This is a genomic window from Brevundimonas sp. EYE_349 (genome assembly GCF_023147505.1).
Taxonomy (GTDB): Bacteria; Pseudomonadota; Alphaproteobacteria; order Caulobacterales; family Caulobacteraceae; genus Brevundimonas.
Genome location: NZ_JAHXPB010000005.1, coordinates 1 through 16193 on the forward strand (window position 1 = coordinate 1; position 16193 = coordinate 16193).

The following is a 16193-nucleotide window of genomic DNA, read 5'->3' on the forward strand; positions in this document are numbered from 1 at the left end:
CGAACGGCTCGAAGAACGCCCATTCCTCGTCCGACATCAAACCACGAACCAACGCCACTCTCCGCAAAGAGCAGCCTTGAATCAGTCATCTGGTGATTTGGGAATCCACTTTGTCCACACTACCTAGCGAGTGAGGTTTGGCTTCCCGAGGCGGCTCCGGCGGACGCGCAACTGAAATTCCAAATATACGAGATCGGCGGCGTAGGTTGGCCGGTGCAAGCGCGTTTCGCGGCTACAGAGATATCCAATGGCGTATGGTCGTTTTGGGAAGAAGTGTAAGTCTGCAATAGGTGGACAGCGAAAATCGCTTGATCAGATGATTGCCTTGCGAGCGGTCAGCGAAGCAGCAGTTACGTAGGGCCAGCGGGGATGTGTGACGTAATCGTCGTCCGGTCCGTCCGGCGGAAGGCCATCGATCACCGAGTCGAGTTCTCGTTTCAAGGCGTCGATAAAAGCCACCTCGTCGGTGCTAAGCAACATCGCGCCAACCGACGCTTCACCGAAATCGTTGTCGTCGAACAGGAAGTGGACAACCTGACTTGCGCCTACAACCAGCCTCTCGCGTCTTTGGGCAGCCCAAAGCGGTCGAGTGTCAGGCGTAGCGAGTTCCTGCAGACTTGAGATAAGCTGCGTTCGAATAAACGGATGGCTCAGATGTGCCCAACTGGGAGAGTAGATATCCATGGGCATGAGGCTAAGGGGCGAGGCAATAAGCTGCAACGTCATCAAGGGGTGGTTATCCGACGTTGGCTCCGGTATGGCTAGGCATGGGTATGAGACGGACATTGGCCCTTCGCCTGCTTGCAAGCTGGGTTCTGTCGTTGCTGGGTCTGAGCCTGTTTGCCATGAGCATCGGGGAGGCTAGCGAGGGCTTCTGGGCCGTCAGGCTTCTAAGTCTGTCGTCGTTTCCATTTGTCGTCTTTGCCCTAGCCGCAACCTTCATTTTCCCCCTCTCCATACGGGCGAGACCGACGCTATGGGCGGGCGGCGCAGGATTGCTTTCAATGGCAGCAGGTTTTGCTGTGGCAGCAGTCGCTGGATTGATGTTCGCGGCTCTAATCGCCGTGCCAGCATTCTTACTGTTTGTTGGTTCCGTGAAGGTCTGGCCCGGCTATGCCGACCCGGCAGCTGAGACTGCGAAAGTCCTCTAAGGGTAGATTTGCGACCTAGCCTACCAGTCTCAAAGCGGTCGCGTTACACTGCGACGAACCGGCGTTCCTCAGGAAAGTGTAGGGATTGCACTCCATTTTTGCGGCGCGGAGGAGGTTCACAATGCGTATCGTCTGTTCGGGACTGATTGCACTCTTTGCACTGTGTTTTTCCTCGGCTCAGGCTCAGGACGACGCGCCGCGCTGGTCCCTGGCGATCCACGGCGGGGCGGGCGTGATCGAGCGGGCCAGTCTGACGCCCGAGCAGGACGCCGCCTATCGCGCGGGGCTGCAGGCTGCGCTGGACGCCGGCTCAGCGGTTCTGGCGCAAGGCGGATCATCGCTCGACGCCGTTCAAGCCGCCATCCAGTCCCTGGAGGACAACCCGCTGTTCAATGCCGGGCGCGGCGCGGTCTTCACCGCTGCGGGCAAAAACGAGTTGGACGCCGCAGTGATGAACGGTGCAGACCTGACCGCAGGCGCAGTTGCGGGTCTGACACACACGCGCCACCCGATCGCTGCGGCGCGGGCGGTGATGGAGAAATCGCCCCACGTCATGCTGATCGGCGAAGGCGCTGAGAACTTCGCTGCTTCGGTCGGCCTGGAGCAGGTGGAACCGGGCTTCTTCTTCACCGAAAGCCGCTGGCAGGCCCTGCTCAAGGCCCTGCGCGACAAGGGCCTGCCCCTGCCCGCGCGCCCGCAAGGCGCGCCGCCCGAGCCGACGACGCTCGGCGCGCCGGTTCCGCTGGCCTCGCTCAATGAAGCCCCGCTGGACGAACGCAAGTTCGGCACGGTCGGCGCCGTGGCGCTGGACAGCCAGGGACGGCTGGCGGCGGGAACATCGACCGGCGGCATGACCGCCAAACAATGGGGCCGGGTCGGCGACGTGCCGGTGATCGGCGCAGGCACCTACGCCTCCAACGCCGACGGCTGTGCGGTGTCCGCAACTGGGTCAGGCGAGTATTTCATCCGGGCGACCGTGGCCCGCGACATCTGCCATCGCACCGCCGGGGGCGCATCGGTCCAGACCGCAGCCCAGGCCGAGATCAACGAAGTCGGCGCCATCGGCGGCGACGGCGGGGTCATCGTCATGGGCAAGGACGGCACGCCCGCCTTCGCCATGAACACCTCCGGCATGTACCGAGGCGCCGCCTCTTCGAGCACACCCGCCCATGTCGCCATCTATGCGGATGAGAACTGACCCATGCCCGCAGCCGACGCCGAACTGACCGTGATGGCTCAGGAGGAGCTGGACGCCGCCTGCGCCATGCCCTTCGTCGAGGTCAGGAAGATCACGCCTTGGGGCGACAGCTACGAGGGTTTCGCCCCCTCCGGCCGCACGGTCGAGATCGAGCGGCGCTACCTCTGGGCGGTCGAGCCCAAGGGAGGCGTCATCGTCGAGGTCGAGGTGCGCGACCGCGCCGCCCGCACCGGAGCCGAGGCCCGCGCCCTGCTGACGGCCGCCGATTGATCGGCCCGGTTCCCAATCCCGCAAATCCGGTCTAGGCCTGACGTCATGAAACTCGCCTCGCTCAAGCACGGCCGCGACGGCCGCCTCGTGGTCGTCTCCCAGGACCTGAACTGGTTCACCGACGCCTTCCTGATCGCCCCCACCCTTCAGGCGGCGCTTGACGATTGGGAGAACTGCGGCCCCCGCCTTCAGGCCCTGGCCGAGAGCCTGGAGCATGAGGGCGTGCCGCGCGGCCGCTTCCACGAGCGCGACGCCGCCTCGCCCCTGCCCCGCGCCTATCAGTGGGCCGACGGCTCGGCCTATGTGAACCATGTGGAGCTGGTGCGTAAGGCGCGCGGCGCGGAGATGCCCGACAGCTTCTGGACCGACCCGCTGATGTATCAGGGCGGCTCGGACGGCTTCCTCAGCCCCCGCGATCCCATCCCCCTGGCCGACGAAGCCTGGGGCTGCGACCTGGAGGCCGAGATCGTCGTGGTCGTCGGCGACGTGCCGCAAGGATCGACGCGCGAACAGGCCCTGGCCGCCATCCGCCTGGTCGGCCTGGTCAACGACGTGTCGCTGCGCAACCTGATCCCGGCCGAGCTGGCCAAGGGCTTCGGCTTCGTCCAGTCCAAGCCCGCCAGCGCCCTGTCGCCCGTGCTGGTCACGCCCGACGCCCTGGGCGACCGGTGGAAGGACGGCAAGCTGCACGGAACCCTGTCGGTTCAGCTGAACGGCCAGGACTTCGGTCGCGCCGACGCGGGGGTGGACATGACCTTCGACTTCGGAACCCTGATCGCCCACCTGGCCAAGACCCGGTCGCTGGGCGCCGGGACGATCATCGGGTCGGGCACCGTGTCCAACAAGGACGCCGACGGCGGCCCCGGCAAGCCGGTGTCCGAAGGCGGTCTGGGTTACAGCTGCATCGCCGAGGTCCGCACGGTCGAGACCATCCTGCGCGGCGCCGCCGAGACCCCCTTCCTCAAGCACGGCGACACGGTGCGGATCGAGATGCTGGACGACCGCCACCACACCCTGTTCGGCGCCATCGAACAGACCGTGGCCCCGCTTCCCAGCGTCGGCTGACGGCGCTAGGGTGATCGCGCCGGCCTCGGGGGAGAGGCCGCAAAAGGTCTTTGGGGAGAGACGCGACGTGACGCCTGAATAACTGATCCCGCTGGCGATCATTCCGATCATGCTGGTGCTCGTCCTGCTGAAGAACCGGCGCAAGCGCGTGCTGAAACCCCAGTTGCTGTGGATCATGCCGGCCGTCGTCGTACCCCTGATCGGGCTGGGCATCTGGGGCTCGGCCCAGAACCCTGATGTCGCGCACGCCCCCTTCGGCCCCGACGCCTGGGCGGTGCTGGCCGTCGGCGGCGTGCTGGGCGGGATCGTCGGCTGGTATCGCGGCAAGACCGTCACCATCGCGCGCGAACCGAACGGCGACCTGATGGCCCAGGCGTCGCCGTTGGGCCTGATCCTGCTGGTCGTGCTGTTCGCCGGCCGGTCTCTGCTACGCGACCTGATCGAAAGCCACGCCGCCCAGTGGCATCTGAACGCCCTGGCCGTCACCGACGCCTTCCTGGTCTTCGCCATGGGCCTGATCGTCCTGCAGCGCGTCGAAATGTACATCCGCGCCCGCCGCGTCCAGGCCGGCCGCCTGGACGAGCATGTGGAGGTCGCGGCGTGATCATGGGCGCGTTTCTAGGGCTGCTTCAAACAGCTTCGCCGGACTTGGCCTGGACAACCGTGCAACGCGGCGCCCTCAAAGCGGCATCCGCAGAATACGATGTAGGAATCACCCTGTCCGCTGCTTGCAGAGACTCCAGTTTCGTCGTGGCGATCGCCGGGCTTCCTCCCGTGGAAGGAAATGCCGAATACCGAAAGCTGGATGTTAGCCTGCGCGATAACACCCTTGTATCCTCCAACTGGAACATTGCGCCGAACAGCAGTGGTTCAGTCGTGGTTTCGCTGGCTCCATCCGTATATGCGCGACGTCTTCGCGCGACGGACAGCTTCACAATCCGCATTCCCGCACAGGGGGAAACGCCGGCTCGACGCTACCAACTCGCCCTTCCTTCCGATCACACGGCTCTGGATGCCATTATGGCGAGCTGCGACGTGCCGTTCGAAAATCCTGCGGACGCCGCCTACGATCCCAGCGAAACCCACATAATCTGGGAACGCACGCCTCGGATCACTATCCCCTCGACTCTACCATCAACCGACTATGCGGAGGTTCTGGTGCAGTGTTCGGTGGATGGTGAAGGTCGTCCGCAGGACTGCGCGGTTCTTGAGGAAAGGCCAGCGCGCTCAGGCTTCGCCCGCCACGCCATCCAGATGGTTCGAACAGGAAAGGTGCGCCAGATCAACGGAGAGCCGATCCAGGCCGGCAGCTCCTTTGCGACGGTGATGACATATCGCGTGCAAGACAGCCCAAGATAGATCACTGGCACTAGACCCGCCTCGCCCCTCTGTGGCATGAGGCGGTCCTTCCGCTGCGGGCGTGGTGGAATTGGTAGACGCGCTGGACTCAAAATCCAGTTCCGAAAGGAGTGCCGGTTCGACCCCGGCCGCCCGCACCACTCTTCGTCGGTTCAGCCCAGCTGCCGATGGAAGAACTCCGTCACATCCGCCAGCACCGTCGCCTTCTTGCGGAACAGGGGCGAAAAGGTCGCGATCAGGTCGGCGTGGTCCAGGCCGGGATAGAGTTTGGCCTCCGAGCGTCCGCCCACGGCCCGCATCCGTTCGTCCAGGATGATCGTGTCCTCGTCATGCACCACCGTGTCGGCCGTGCCGTGGCCCAGCCAGATCGGCGGGGCGTCGGCGCGCACGAAGGTCACCGGCTGGGTCAGGGTGGGGTCCGGCGCGCGGCCGAAGGCGTTCTTCGACGCCGCCACGTCGAACGGCAGGAAGTCGTAGGGTCCGGCCAGACCCGCCGCCGCCTTGATCAGGCCAGGTTGGCCGACGGCGGCCATATAGCGGCGATCCAGGGCGATCATCAGGGCCAGATGCGCCCCGGCGGAATGGCCCAGCACGCCGAGACGCTCAGGCTCGCCGCCATAGGCGCCCGCGACCTGGGCCGCCTTGACCGTGGCGGCGCCCGCATCCTCGATGAAGGCCGGGAAGACCACCTGAGGCACGACCCGATAATCCGGCAGGGCCACCACGAACCCCTTGGCCGCAAGGGCCTGGGCGGCCCAGCCATACTGGTCGCGCGACCCTGAATCCCAGCCTCCGCCATAGAAGAAGACCAGGGTCGGATACAGGCCCGGCGCGGAGGGCGCGTAGAGGTCCAGCCGCTGGCGAGGATCGTCGCCATAGGCGATGTCGCGGGCCACGCGCCGCACCCCGGGATCGCGCGGCCCCAGGGTGTTCAACAGGTTCAGCGGCGAACAGGCCGCGGCGACAAACCCCAGGGCGGGGGCGAACAGGCCGCGGCGGGTCATGCGTGAGTGTCCATAGGCCTCAATACGTTCCAAGCGCCGATTCGGTCGTCATCCGACGCGGCGCCCTAGCGCGCCCCGGCGATCAGGCGACCGCAGTCGGCGTCTTCCGCCAAGCCGGGATCGACGAAGGCGAACAGGGCTGTGACCGGCGCCACCACCGCGCCCAGCAGACCAGCCAGCCCGCCCTGCCCCACGACGCTGCCGACATCGACCCCGACCCTGGGCGCGCTCAAGGCCCCGGAGACGGTGATCGGCGCCCACAGGCGCAGCAGGCGCGGCTTCTTGGATTCGCCTTCGATGCGCAGGTTCAGCGTCTCGGCCCCCAGGTCGATCGACCCCTTGCCCTGGGCCAGGACGACGTCGGTGTCGATGACGAAGGTCCGGGCCGTCGCCGTGCCATTGGCGACGCCGAAATCCGCGACGGCGCAACGGATCTGACTCTCGGACTGATCGCCGCTGAGCAGCTTCAGCAGGCCCGCGCTGGCGTTGATGCCCAGCAGTTCGGCGAAGGCCGCACGCATCCGCCCGTTCGGCACCACCAGGCTCATCGACCCCTTGGAGGCGGCGGCGAAGTCGTGGATGGAGGCCCCCGGCCCCTCCAGCCGCGCCCGGCCCAGTGCACGCCCGCTCAACGGAACCGAGCCGTTGCGCGCCGGAATGATCGATTCCAGCGGATAGCCGGACAGTCGCAGGTCCACCGTGTTGTAGGGCGTGTCCCTGGTCGCATTGATGCGGGCCGTGCCGTTCAGTTCGCCGCGATTGAAGTTGAAGCTGATGGGGTCCAGCTTCAGGACGCCGTCCTTCAGATCGGCGCCCAGATTGACCGCGCGCACATCGAACTGGTTCGCCTTCACCGCGACGGCGCGATAGGTCAGAGAGCCGTCCATGGTCCGCAGCCGTTCGGTCTGCAGCTTGGCGTCAGGCAGCAGCTTGCCGCCCACGACCACCGGCGCCTCGGTATTGGTGCCCGCCGCATTGGTACGGGTCCGCGCGCCCAGAACGGCCGCCAGGTCGTCGATGTCCAACCGACGCGACCGCAGGTCGGCGTCCACCCTCAGGCGCTGGGCGGCGTCCACCCGCACCTGGCCCGACAGGTCCGACGCCCCGACCCGGCCGTCGAAATCCTTGAAGGTCCAGACCCGCTCGTTGCGGTTCAGCGCGCCCGACAGGCGATAGGGCGGGGTGTTCGGCAGGGTCACGCCGGTCAACAGATACAGGTCCGACAGGTCCCGACCCTGCATCGTCAGGGTGGCGTCGAACCGGCCCAGGTCGAACGGGCGGGTGATCGCCCCCTTGGCGATCAAAGACGATCCCGCCCCGCTGACATTGGCCTCGAACTGATAGGGTCGGTTGCGGCGGATGTTGATGAAGGGACCGCCCTCGATCTTCAGCGTAAGGGGTGATCCGTTCACCGTGCCGCGTCCCTCCAGCAGGAAGCCGGCGCTTCCGTTGGCCGCCTCACGCGCATTGACGGCGGCCTGCAACGTCATCTTCCGCCGCTGTTCGTCGAAGGACAGCTGACCGTCGGTGATGACCAGTTGCTGGATGACCGGCAGCTTCATTCCCTCGCCGGTGTCGGGCTTGTTGGGGTTCAGGTCCCAGCTCTTGCGGCCGTCCTGACTGGCGATCAGCACCACCCTGGGCCGGGTGAAGCTGAGCAGCGGCATCTCGATCTGGCCGGCCAACAGTTTGCGCAGCCGCACCGAGGCGTGGATCTCGTCCACATCGGCTGTATCCTGCTGGCGCGCCCAGTCCGGCCCGCCGATCTTCAAGCCCCGCACCACCGCCGAAGGCGTCCAACTGAACAGATTGACGTCCAGATCGCCAGTCAGGGCGATCTGGCGATCGTATTTCGCCGAGGCCCAGCGGCCTATCGGTCCACGCAGCATGTTCCAGTCGAAGAGGGCCAGGAACAGCACCACCGCCAGCGTCAGGACCAGAACCACCCCCAGCGCCCATTTCTCGGCTGCGCCGGGATGACGGGCCGCCGCATAGACGGGGTCGTTTTCGCGCACCCAGTCGCGCCAGACGCGCGCCTGCGCCACGGTCGGCGCCACCGCGCGACGGCGAAAATCCGATCCGAAGCTTCGCCAATTCAGTGGGTTGGACAAACGCGCATCTCCCTCTCGGATATGCAAACGCGCCACGATCACTTTGGCGCCGCAAGGTCAACAAAGCCGTGGATGTCGTCGATTTGACGCCTATCTGTCGTATATTCTTTACAATCGAAGAATTTGGCGCATATTTCGTCCGAGTCCTGATCTTAATTCGGGAAATGGAGGAGGTTTCCGATGATCCGTTTCGCTACGCCCGCCCTGATCGCCGCCGCCCTGATGGCCTCGGCCGCCCCGGCCCTGGCCCATTCGCCGCGCGAGGTGTCGCGCCAGACCCTGCGCGCCGAGACCCTGCAGTCCGTCATGGTCTGCGGCGGCGACGCCGAGGCGCGCCGCGCCTATCAGCAGACCTATGGGTCGGCGCCGTCGTTCGTCACCGCGCAAGAAGCCCTGGCCGCGCGTCAGACGGGCCAGCGCTGGGCGACGCCGCGCTGCATGACCGCCCATCAGTACAACCGCCTCGCTGGCCCGGCGGTCCAGCGCGCCTCGCTCTAGGGCTTCGCGTCGAGACCAAAAAAGAGGGGCGCGGTCGGCTGACCGCGCCCCTTTCTCGTGCCTGATCCGAAGCCCGGATCAGCGCGCCGGCGTCAGATATTTGTTCAGCCAGCCGAACACCTCGTTGTGCCATTGCAGGCTGTTGGCCGGCTTCAGCACCCAATGGTTCTCGTTCGGGAAGACGATCAAACGGCTGTCGATGTTGCGGCCCTGCAGGGCGGTGAAGGTCGACAGGCCCTGGGCGGTCGGGATGCGGAAGTCACGGTCGCCCTGAACCACCAGCATCGGCGTCTTCCAGTTGTCGACGTGGTTGGCCGGGTTGAACTTCTGATACCCCTCCGGGTTGCGCCACGGCGCGCCGCCATATTCCCACTCGGTGAACCACAGCTCTTCCGTCGAATACCCCATGGCGAAGGTGTCGAAGACGCCATCGTGGTTGACCAGGCATTTGAACCCGTCCGACCAGTTGCCGGCGATCCAGTTGATCATATAGCCGCCGTAGGAGGCGCCGAGCGCGCAGGCGTTCGACCCGTCCAGGAAGCTGTATTTCTGTTGGGCCGCCGCCCAGCCCTTCTTTAGATCCTCCAGAGGGCGGTCGCCCCAGTGCTGGCTGATCGCGTCGGTGAAGGCCTGGCCGTAGCCGGTCGAGCCGTGGAAATCGATCATCACCACCGCATAGCCCGCGCCCGCATAGGTCTCGGGGTTCCAGCGATAGGACCAGCCGTCGCCGAACGAGCCCTGCGGCCCGCCGTGGATCAGGAAGGCGACCGGATATTTGCGGCCCTCGACGTAGCCGACCGGCTTGATGACATAGCCGTGGACCGTCTCGTTGTTCCAGCCGGCGAAGCTGAACTGCTCATACTCGCCGAACTGTTTGGCGGCGAAGGCGGGGTTCGACTGCGTCAGGCGACGCGGCATCTCGCGGCCCAGATAGGTCTTGAAATACAGGTCGCCCGGCTCACGCAGGCTGTCTTGGGCGAAGACGAAGCCCGAGGGCGTCTGCTGGAAGGCCGAGACGTGGCCGCTGCCTGTGATCGGCGTCACCACCCCGTTGCGCGTATCCACCGCGAACAGCTTGGTCGATCCGACATCGCCGGCGGTGGTGTACAGGGTGTGGCCGTCGCGCGACCATTGCAGCGTATCGGCCGACCGATCCCAGTTCGAGGCGATCTCGCGCTTCTGGCCCGTGGCCACGTCCATCAGCACGATCTGATAGCGGTCGGCCTCGAAGCCCGGCCGCGCCATGGCGCGATAGGCCAGGGTGCGTCCGTCGGGCGAAAACACCGGGCCGGCGTCCCAGGCCTTGTTGTCCGCCGTCAGGTTGGTGAACGTGCCGTCGCCGGTCAGGCCGTTGGTCTTCCACAGGTCGAAGTTGGTGCTCCACGGCTCGGTCTGGCCCGCCAGGCGCGCCGAGAAGACCACGGCGTCGCCCGCCGGCGTGAAGACGAAATCGCTCTCGTCGCCGAACGGCTTGGAGGGCGTGTCGCCGTCGAAGCCCTTGGTGATCCAGGCCGGCGTTCCCGTCGCCTTGCCGTCGCGGCCGATGGACTGGACGAACAGGTGGTTTTGGGTGTGGTCGTTCCACGTATCCCAGTGACGCACGAACATCCGGTCATAGACCTGGCCGGTCGTCTTCCGCTCGGCCATGGCCTTGCCCATCTCGACCGAGGCGTTCAGGTCGGGGGCGTTCGGATAGACGGCCAGCGAGGCCGCCACCTTGTCACCGGTCGGGCTGACGCGATAAGCGTTCACGTCCAGCGGCAGATTGGTCACCTGAACCGGCGCCGAAGTGGGGGAGGCCACGCGCCAGACCTGGCTGGTCCCCGACTTGCCCGAAAGGAAGTACAGATTGCCGTCCGCGCTCCAGCGCGCGGTGTTGGCGCCCTGGTCCGAGATGGCCAGGCGGCGCGGCGCGGCGTCCGGCATGTTCAGGTCCAGCATCCACAGGCTGCCGGCCCGGCGGTTGGCCTCCACATCCGTGGTCGTGACCGAATAGACGACATAGCGGCCGTCCGGCGACACCTGCGGATCGCCCAGCCGATTGGCCGAGATCATGTCCTGATAGGTGAAGGCGTCCGACGTCGCGGGAACCGCCGGCTGGGGCGCCGGCGGAACCTGGGCCAGGGCCACGCCCGGAACGGCGCTCATCAGGGCGACGGCCGCGCAGGCGGCGGACAGAAGGGAACGGTGGCGCATGGGCTCTTCCTCGGAAATCTCGCTGCGGCATGGCGTAGCACCGCCGTTCGCCGGGCGAAAGTTGTCGCGAACGGCCAACTTAGCTAAGATGGTTGGTCCAAGGAGCGCGACATGACCATCGTCACCGTCCACCACGCCAAGACCCACCTGTCCAAGCTGATCGCCGCCGCCGAACGCGGAGAAGAGGTCGTCATCGCCCGCGGCGACAAGCCCGCCGTGCGGATCGTGCCGTTCGAGCCCGCCGCCAGGCCTGATCGCAAGCCGGGCCAGCTGAAGGGTATGGGCAAGTTCGACGAAAGCTTCTTCGATCCGCTTCCTGAGGAAGAGCTTCGGCTGTGGGAAGGACGCGGCGATTGAACATCTTGCTCGATACCCACGCCCTCATGTGGTGGGTCTGGGATGACGAGCGCCTGACGCGATCGGCGAGACAAGCCATTCGATCGGCCGAAACCATATTCGTGAGCAGCGTCTCGGCCATCGAGATCGCCATCAAATATCGGATCGGCAAACTGCCGAACGGCGAGATGCTGGCCGAGCATTTTCTTCAGGTCATGCAGAACGAAGCGTTCACAGAGCTTGCCATAACCTGGCGCGACGCGAGCCTTGCCGGCCGCATGGAGGGCGATCACCGCGACCCCTTCGACCGGTTGCTGATCGCCCAGGGTCTGCTGAACGAACTGACGCTCGTGTCCAACGAGCGCCTGTTCGACCGTTTTGGGGTCGCCCGGGTCTGGTGACCTATTGAGCCGCCGTGTAACGCCCCACCCAGTCCAGAATCTCCTGCTGCCAATCGACCCAGGTGCGGGGTTTCAGCACCCAGTGGTTCTCGTCCGGCACATGGACGAAGCGGCTGGGAACACCCTGACGCTGGAGGGCCGAGAAGGTGGCCAGACCCTGCTCCATCGGCACGCGGAAGTCCTTGGAGCCATGCAGCACCAGCATCGGCGTCTTCCAGTTCCCGACATAGGTTTCCGGGTTGAAGGCGTCATAGACATCCTTGCGCTCCCAGCTGGGTCCGCCGAACTCGTGGATGAAGTTGCCGATATCCATGGCGTTCATCAGTTGCGGCACGTCGAAAACGCCTGCGTGGTTGACCAGGCAGCGCCAGGGCCCGTTCCACTTGCCCGCGATCATATTGACCATATAGCCGCCGTAGGAGGCGCCGGTGGCGCAGGCGCGCTCGCCGTCGATCCACGGATTGTCGGCCAGAGCCGCCTCCCAGCCCTTCTGCAGGTCTTCCAGCGGGCGGTCGCCCCAGTGGTCGTTGATGGCGTCGGTGAAGGCCTGACCATAGCCGGGCGAACCGTGGAAGTTGACCATCACCACCGCATAGCCGGCCGAGGTGTAGATCTGCGGGTTCCAGCGATACGACCAGTTCTCGGTCCAGGGCGATTTCGGCCCGCCGTGGATGATGTAGACCGCCGGATAGCGCCGCCCCTCGACCGCGCCGACCGGCTTGAACACCCAGCCCTGCACCTGTTCGCCGTTCCAGCCCGCGAAACTATAGGCCTCGGCGGCGGGCAGTTGCAGGCGCGCGACCAGTTCGGCGTTGTGATGGGTGATCTGGCGCGGCTCGCCCGCCGTGCGGATGAAGATCTGCGTCGGGGCGACATAGCTTTCATGGGCATAGGCCAGAACGCCCGCGACCTCTTCATAACCGCCGACCGTCCCCTTGCCTGTCAGGGGCGTGACCTGACCCGAGCGCGCATCGACCGAAAAGAGGCGCTGCTGGCCTTCGTCCGCCGCCGAGACCAGCAGGGCGCGGCCGTCCGTCCGCCATTGCAGGCCGCTGGCCCCGCGATCCCAATCCGTCAGTTTCTTCGCGCCCGAACCATCGGCGTTGGCCAGCCAGACCGCCGCCTGATCCCCGCCGACATTCTCGCGCGGGGCCGACAGCCAGGCCAGTTGGCGACCATTGGGCGAGAAGACCGGATTGCCGTCCGCCCCCTTGTTCGCTTCCGTCAGATTGACCGGCGTCCCGCCATCAGGCGCCACGCGGAATACGTCGCTGTTGTTGGTGAAGGGCTCGCCCCGCCCTTGCGTCTGGGCGCCGTAAACCAGCACCTTGCCGTCCGGCGAAAGATCGAAGCTGGCGTCGCCCGCCGACACATCCGCATCCAGACCCGCCATCAGGTCACGCGGTTCTCCACCACCCAGCCCCGAGCCGTTCAGCGGCTGGTGGAACAGATGGGTGCGGCGCGTGTCGACCCAGTGGTCGAAATCGCGCAACGGCAGGCGGTCATAGGCTTGCAGGGTCGATTTGGCCCGCTCATCCAGCCGCGTCTTGGTGCAGGCCAGGGTGTCGCAATCGGTGAAGACCGAAACCGCCAGGATCAGCGAGCGGCCGTCCGGGGCGATGCGGAAGCCCGACACATCGAATGGTAGGGTCGTCACCTGGGCCGCCGCCGCGCCGGTGCGGTCTGTGCGCCAGACCTGGTTCGATCCGCCGCGCGCCGACAGGAAGTAGATCGCACCGCCGTCCGGCGCCCAGCGCGCGCCCGAGGCGCCGCCTTCGGAAATCGCCAGCTTCCTCGGCGCGCCGCCCGCGACATCAGCCAGCCACAGGCTGTTCACGCCCTTGTTGGCGTCCCAGTCGGTCGTGCGGACGGAATAGATGACCTGGCGGCCATCGGGCGAGACGCGCGGATCGCTGACCCGCTCCATCATCGCCATGTCGCGAAGGGACAGGCCGCGTGACGGAGCTTCGGCGGGCGCCGCTGCGGCGGCCACCGGCTGCGCCGTCTGGGCCAAGGCGGGCGCGACGGCCAGCAGCAAGGCTCCGAAGGCCGTGGCGGCCATCCAGCGTGAACGGATCATCTATCTCTGCTCCCCAAACTCAAGATCGCCTTGTTAGGGGGCCGATCCGTCCGCGCCAAGCCGTCATGCCGTCGCGCATCCGGCTTGCCCGTTTCCCGCGAACCGGCGACAAGCGGTCTTTCATGAACACCGCCTCGCCCCCCGCCCGACGCCAGCCGCACATCGTCGATGTGCTGATCGCCGAACGTGCGCCGCGCCTGACCGCCTCGCCCTTCTGGCACGTGGTGCGGCCGGCGCTTTACGGGGTGCTCGGCTATGGGGCGGCGGTGCGGATGGCCGACGCCATTCGGGACCTGTCGGGGGTGGAGACCTTCGACTATGTGTCCGACCTGCTGAAGCTGAAGGTCGCGACCAGCCATCTGGACCGCCTGCCCGTCTCCGGCCGCTGCATCGTGGTGTGCAACCATCCCACCGGCATCGCCGACGGGGTAGCCGTGTTCGATGCGATCAAGCGGCGGCGCAGCGACATGATCTTCTTCGCCAACGCCGACGCCATCCGCGTCTCGCCGCGTCTGGACGAGACCATCATTCCCGTCGAGTGGGTCCATGAGAAACGCACCCGCGAAAAGACCCGCTCGACCCTGAACGCGGCGAAGGAAGCCTTCGAGGCCGAACGCTGCGTGGTCATGTTCCCCGCCGGGCGTCTGGCGCGCGAGGTGAACGGCGTCCTGACCGATCCCGAGTGGGCGCCGACCGCCGCCTCCATGGCGCGCAAATACGATGCGCCCGTGGTCCCGATGCATGTCACCGGCCCATACAGCAAGCTGTTCCACACCTTTGATCGCTTCTCTCAGGAACTGCGCGACGTGACCCTGTTCCACGAGTTGTTGAACAAGGCGGGCAAGGATTTCGGCGTCGACGTCGGCCTGCCCATCCCCGCCGACCGGCTGGACGTGGACGCCGCCAAGGCGACCGAGGCGCTGAAACAGTTCACGGAACTGACCTTGGCCGCCGATCATGACGCGGTGTTTGCATGAAAATCGAACTGCCCGACGCCCGGGCCACCACCCGCCTGGGCCAGATCATCGCCCCCCTGCTGGCGCCGGGCGACAGCGTCCTGCTGTACGGCCCGCTGGGCATGGGCAAGTCGACCCTGGCGCGCGGGCTGATCCGCGCCCTGACCACGCCGGACGAGGATGTGCCCAGTCCCACCTTCACCCTGGTCCAGTTCTACGAAAGCAACCCGCCCGTCGCCCATTTCGACCTCTATCGCCTGACCCGTCCCGAAGAGGCGTTCGAGATCGGTCTGGACGAGGCGCTGGACGAAGGCTGCGCCGTCATCGAATGGCCTGAACGCCTGGGCGATGACCCTGCACGGTTCTTGGGGGCGGACCAGCTGATTATCGAAATCTCGGAACAGGGCGACGGCCGGCTTGCGACCGTTTCCGGCGTAGGCCGATGGGAAACGGGGCTGAAGGATTTGCATGTCTGACCGCGAAACCCTCCGTCTCGACTTCCTGAAGGCCGCCGGTCTGACCGAGGCCGTGCGCGCCCCCCTGCCCGGCGACGCCTCCACGCGGCGGTATGAGCGGCTGACCACAGCCGACGGCGCGTCCCTGATGCTGATGGATCAGGCGCCCGCCGCCGAAAGCCCGCCATGCGATCCGTCATGGACGCCGGATCAGCGCCGCGCCGCGGGCTGGAACGCCGTCGCGCGCCTGTCCGCCGGTCGGATCGAGGCCTTCGCCGCCGTCGCCGCCCATCTGAAACGCTTAAGCCTGTCCGCCCCCCAAATCCCGGCCCTGGATGCGCCGAACGGTCTGGCCGTTCTGGAGGATTTCGGCGACGATCTGTTCGTCCGGGTGATCGCGGACGGCGCCGACGAAACCCCGCTGTATCTTGGCGCCATCGAGGCTCTGGCCGTCCTGCACGACGCCGGAAACCCGCCCGAGGCCCTGCACGGTCCCGCAGGCGACTGGCCGATGCTGACCTATGACGAGACGGCGTTGCAGGGCGGGGCCGATCTGTTCGTCGAATGGCTGCCGAAGCTGGATGATCGGGTGTCGTTCGATGACGCCGCCATCGCCGACTGGCGCGCGGCCTGGGCGCCGATCGTAACCTCGGGCGCGGCGGGCGCCTCGGTCATGGCGCACCGCGACTATCACGCCGAGAACCTGATCTGGCTGCCCCAGCGCGACGGCGCCGCCCGCGTCGGCATGATCGACTTTCAGGACGCGGTGCGCGCCCACCCGTCGTGGGACCTGCACTCCCTGTTGCAGGACGCCCGCCGCGACGTGTCGCCCGCGCTGGAGGCCGAGGCGTTGGACCGCTATTTCGCCCTGCGTCCCGGCGTGGACCGCGCCGCCTTCATGGCCGACTATGCCGGTCTGGCTGCGCTGAACCAGGCGCGGATCATCGGCATCTTCGCCCGCCTGATCGCCCGCGACGGCAAGCCCCGGTATCGTCAGTTCCTGCCGCGCATGTGGCGGCATCTGAACGCCAATCTGGAACAGCCCGCCCTGGCGCCCGTCGCCCGCTGGTTCGACCGCCATGTCCCAGCCGAGGTCCGCGCATGACCGCCGCT

General features: G+C 66.5%; 17 protein-coding genes and 1 tRNA gene. 13 read left to right on the top strand and 5 right to left on the bottom strand.

The window, feature by feature from the left end; genetic code table 11:
* Window positions 1–312 precede the first annotated feature (312 nt).
* On the bottom strand, window positions 313–726 hold the full coding sequence (locus KZX42_RS10080) for a hypothetical protein (protein WP_248119156.1): 414 nt from the start codon (window positions 724–726) through the stop codon (window positions 313–315).
* A 59-nt stretch (window positions 727–785) separates the two neighbouring features.
* Between KZX42_RS10080 and KZX42_RS10085 the strand changes: the two genes are divergently transcribed.
* The 7 genes from KZX42_RS10085 (at window position 786) to KZX42_RS10115 (ending at window position 5183) form a co-directional block, all read left to right on the top strand.
* On the top strand, window positions 786–1151 hold the full coding sequence (locus KZX42_RS10085; RefSeq protein ID WP_248119157.1) for a hypothetical protein: 366 nt from the start codon (window positions 786–788) through the stop codon (window positions 1149–1151).
* 121 nt (window positions 1152–1272) lie between these two features.
* Window positions 1273–2349 (top strand): isoaspartyl peptidase/L-asparaginase, encoded by a 1077-nt coding sequence (locus KZX42_RS10090; protein ID WP_248119159.1) that lies wholly within the window; start codon window positions 1273–1275, stop codon window positions 2347–2349.
* A gap of 3 nt (window positions 2350–2352) precedes the next feature.
* A complete protein-coding gene (locus KZX42_RS10095) occupies window positions 2353–2619 on the top strand; it encodes a hypothetical protein (protein ID WP_248119162.1) in 267 nt (88 codons plus the stop codon).
* Window positions 2620–2664: 45 nt separating this feature from the next.
* Window positions 2665–3684, top strand: coding sequence for a fumarylacetoacetate hydrolase family protein (locus KZX42_RS10100; RefSeq protein WP_248119164.1), 1020 nt, complete (start codon window positions 2665–2667; stop codon window positions 3682–3684).
* Window positions 3685–3793: 109 nt separating this feature from the next.
* Window positions 3794–4288, top strand: a complete 495-nt coding sequence (locus KZX42_RS10105) for a CcdC protein domain-containing protein (protein ID WP_248119166.1) — start codon at window positions 3794–3796, stop codon at window positions 4286–4288.
* Window positions 4285–5043 (top strand): hypothetical protein, encoded by a 759-nt coding sequence (locus KZX42_RS10110; RefSeq protein ID WP_248119167.1) that lies wholly within the window; start codon window positions 4285–4287, stop codon window positions 5041–5043. The genes KZX42_RS10105 and KZX42_RS10110 overlap by 4 nt, the downstream gene beginning before the upstream one ends.
* Before the next feature lie 55 nt (window positions 5044–5098).
* Window positions 5099–5183, top strand: a tRNA-Leu gene (locus KZX42_RS10115).
* A 12-nt stretch (window positions 5184–5195) separates the two neighbouring features.
* Here KZX42_RS10115 and KZX42_RS10120 read toward each other — a convergent pair.
* Window positions 5196–6047, bottom strand: coding sequence for an alpha/beta hydrolase (locus KZX42_RS10120; protein WP_248119170.1), 852 nt, complete (start codon window positions 6045–6047; stop codon window positions 5196–5198).
* Window positions 6048–6112: 65 nt separating this feature from the next.
* Entirely contained in the window at window positions 6113–8158 is a 2046-nt protein-coding gene (locus KZX42_RS10125; RefSeq protein WP_248119173.1) for an AsmA family protein, read from the bottom strand.
* A gap of 180 nt (window positions 8159–8338) precedes the next feature.
* On the opposite strand from KZX42_RS10125, the gene KZX42_RS10130 reads away from it, so the two are divergent.
* Window positions 8339–8656, top strand: coding sequence for a hypothetical protein (locus tag KZX42_RS10130; RefSeq protein ID WP_248119175.1), 318 nt, complete (start codon window positions 8339–8341; stop codon window positions 8654–8656).
* Between the two features lie 78 nt (window positions 8657–8734).
* On the opposite strand, the gene KZX42_RS10135 is transcribed toward KZX42_RS10130, so the two are convergent.
* Window positions 8735–10852, bottom strand: a complete 2118-nt coding sequence (locus KZX42_RS10135; protein WP_248119176.1) for a S9 family peptidase — start codon at window positions 10850–10852, stop codon at window positions 8735–8737.
* 111 nt (window positions 10853–10963) lie between these two features.
* On the opposite strand from KZX42_RS10135, the gene KZX42_RS10140 reads away from it, so the two are divergent.
* Entirely contained in the window at window positions 10964–11209 is a 246-nt protein-coding gene (locus KZX42_RS10140) for a type II toxin-antitoxin system prevent-host-death family antitoxin (protein WP_248119177.1), read from the top strand.
* The gene (locus KZX42_RS10145; RefSeq protein ID WP_248119179.1) at window positions 11206–11589 is read left to right on the top strand and encodes a type II toxin-antitoxin system VapC family toxin; all 384 of its coding nucleotides are present in this window, start codon (window positions 11206–11208) and stop codon (window positions 11587–11589) included. Before KZX42_RS10140 ends, KZX42_RS10145 begins: the two co-directional genes overlap by 4 nt.
* A 1-nt stretch (window position 11590) precedes the next feature.
* Here the strand turns inward: KZX42_RS10145 and KZX42_RS10150 are convergent, their stop codons facing one another.
* Window positions 11591–13669, bottom strand: a complete 2079-nt coding sequence (locus tag KZX42_RS10150; RefSeq protein ID WP_248119180.1) for a S9 family peptidase — start codon at window positions 13667–13669, stop codon at window positions 11591–11593.
* 122 nt (window positions 13670–13791) lie between these two features.
* Between KZX42_RS10150 and KZX42_RS10155 the strand changes: the two genes are divergently transcribed.
* From KZX42_RS10155 to amgK, 3 genes are read left to right on the top strand one after another with little or no spacing between them, the layout of a single operon-like run.
* Window positions 13792–14646 (top strand): 1-acyl-sn-glycerol-3-phosphate acyltransferase, encoded by an 855-nt coding sequence (locus KZX42_RS10155; RefSeq protein ID WP_248119181.1) that lies wholly within the window; start codon window positions 13792–13794, stop codon window positions 14644–14646.
* Window positions 14643–15101: a tRNA (adenosine(37)-N6)-threonylcarbamoyltransferase complex ATPase subunit type 1 TsaE gene (gene tsaE / locus KZX42_RS10160; protein WP_248119187.1), complete on the top strand. Its 459-nt coding sequence runs from the start codon at window positions 14643–14645 to the stop codon at window positions 15099–15101. The genes KZX42_RS10155 and tsaE overlap by 4 nt, the downstream gene beginning before the upstream one ends.
* A complete protein-coding gene (amgK, locus tag KZX42_RS10165; protein ID WP_248119189.1) occupies window positions 15094–16185 on the top strand; it encodes an N-acetylmuramate/N-acetylglucosamine kinase AmgK in 1092 nt (363 codons plus the stop codon). Before tsaE ends, amgK begins: the two co-directional genes overlap by 8 nt.
* Window positions 16186–16193: the final 8 nt, after the last annotated feature.

What these genes read in the sequence shown, in the direction of transcription:
- KZX42_RS10135 (WP_248119176.1), bottom strand. Translation starts at nt 10,852, where the DNA reads ATGCGCCACCGTTCCCTTCTGTCCGCCGCCTGCGCGGCCGTCGCCCTG.
- KZX42_RS10080 (WP_248119156.1), bottom strand. Translation starts at nt 726, where the DNA reads ATGACGTTGCAGCTTATTGCCTCGCCCCTTAGCCTCATGCCCATGGAT.
- KZX42_RS10155 (WP_248119181.1), top strand. Translation starts at nt 13,792, where the DNA reads ATGAACACCGCCTCGCCCCCCGCCCGACGCCAGCCGCACATCGTCGAT.
- KZX42_RS10130 (WP_248119175.1), top strand. Translation starts at nt 8,339, where the DNA reads ATGATCCGTTTCGCTACGCCCGCCCTGATCGCCGCCGCCCTGATGGCC.
- KZX42_RS10140 (WP_248119177.1), top strand. Translation starts at nt 10,964, where the DNA reads ATGACCATCGTCACCGTCCACCACGCCAAGACCCACCTGTCCAAGCTG.
- amgK (WP_248119189.1), top strand. Translation starts at nt 15,094, where the DNA reads ATGTCTGACCGCGAAACCCTCCGTCTCGACTTCCTGAAGGCCGCCGGT.
- KZX42_RS10105 (WP_248119166.1), top strand. Translation starts at nt 3,794, where the DNA reads ATGCTGGTGCTCGTCCTGCTGAAGAACCGGCGCAAGCGCGTGCTGAAA.
- KZX42_RS10095 (WP_248119162.1), top strand. Translation starts at nt 2,353, where the DNA reads ATGCCCGCAGCCGACGCCGAACTGACCGTGATGGCTCAGGAGGAGCTG.
- KZX42_RS10090 (WP_248119159.1), top strand. Translation starts at nt 1,273, where the DNA reads ATGCGTATCGTCTGTTCGGGACTGATTGCACTCTTTGCACTGTGTTTT.
- KZX42_RS10100 (WP_248119164.1), top strand. Translation starts at nt 2,665, where the DNA reads ATGAAACTCGCCTCGCTCAAGCACGGCCGCGACGGCCGCCTCGTGGTC.
- KZX42_RS10150 (WP_248119180.1), bottom strand. Translation starts at nt 13,669, where the DNA reads ATGATCCGTTCACGCTGGATGGCCGCCACGGCCTTCGGAGCCTTGCTG.
- KZX42_RS10120 (WP_248119170.1), bottom strand. Translation starts at nt 6,047, where the DNA reads ATGACCCGCCGCGGCCTGTTCGCCCCCGCCCTGGGGTTTGTCGCCGCG.
- tsaE (WP_248119187.1), top strand. Translation starts at nt 14,643, where the DNA reads ATGAAAATCGAACTGCCCGACGCCCGGGCCACCACCCGCCTGGGCCAG.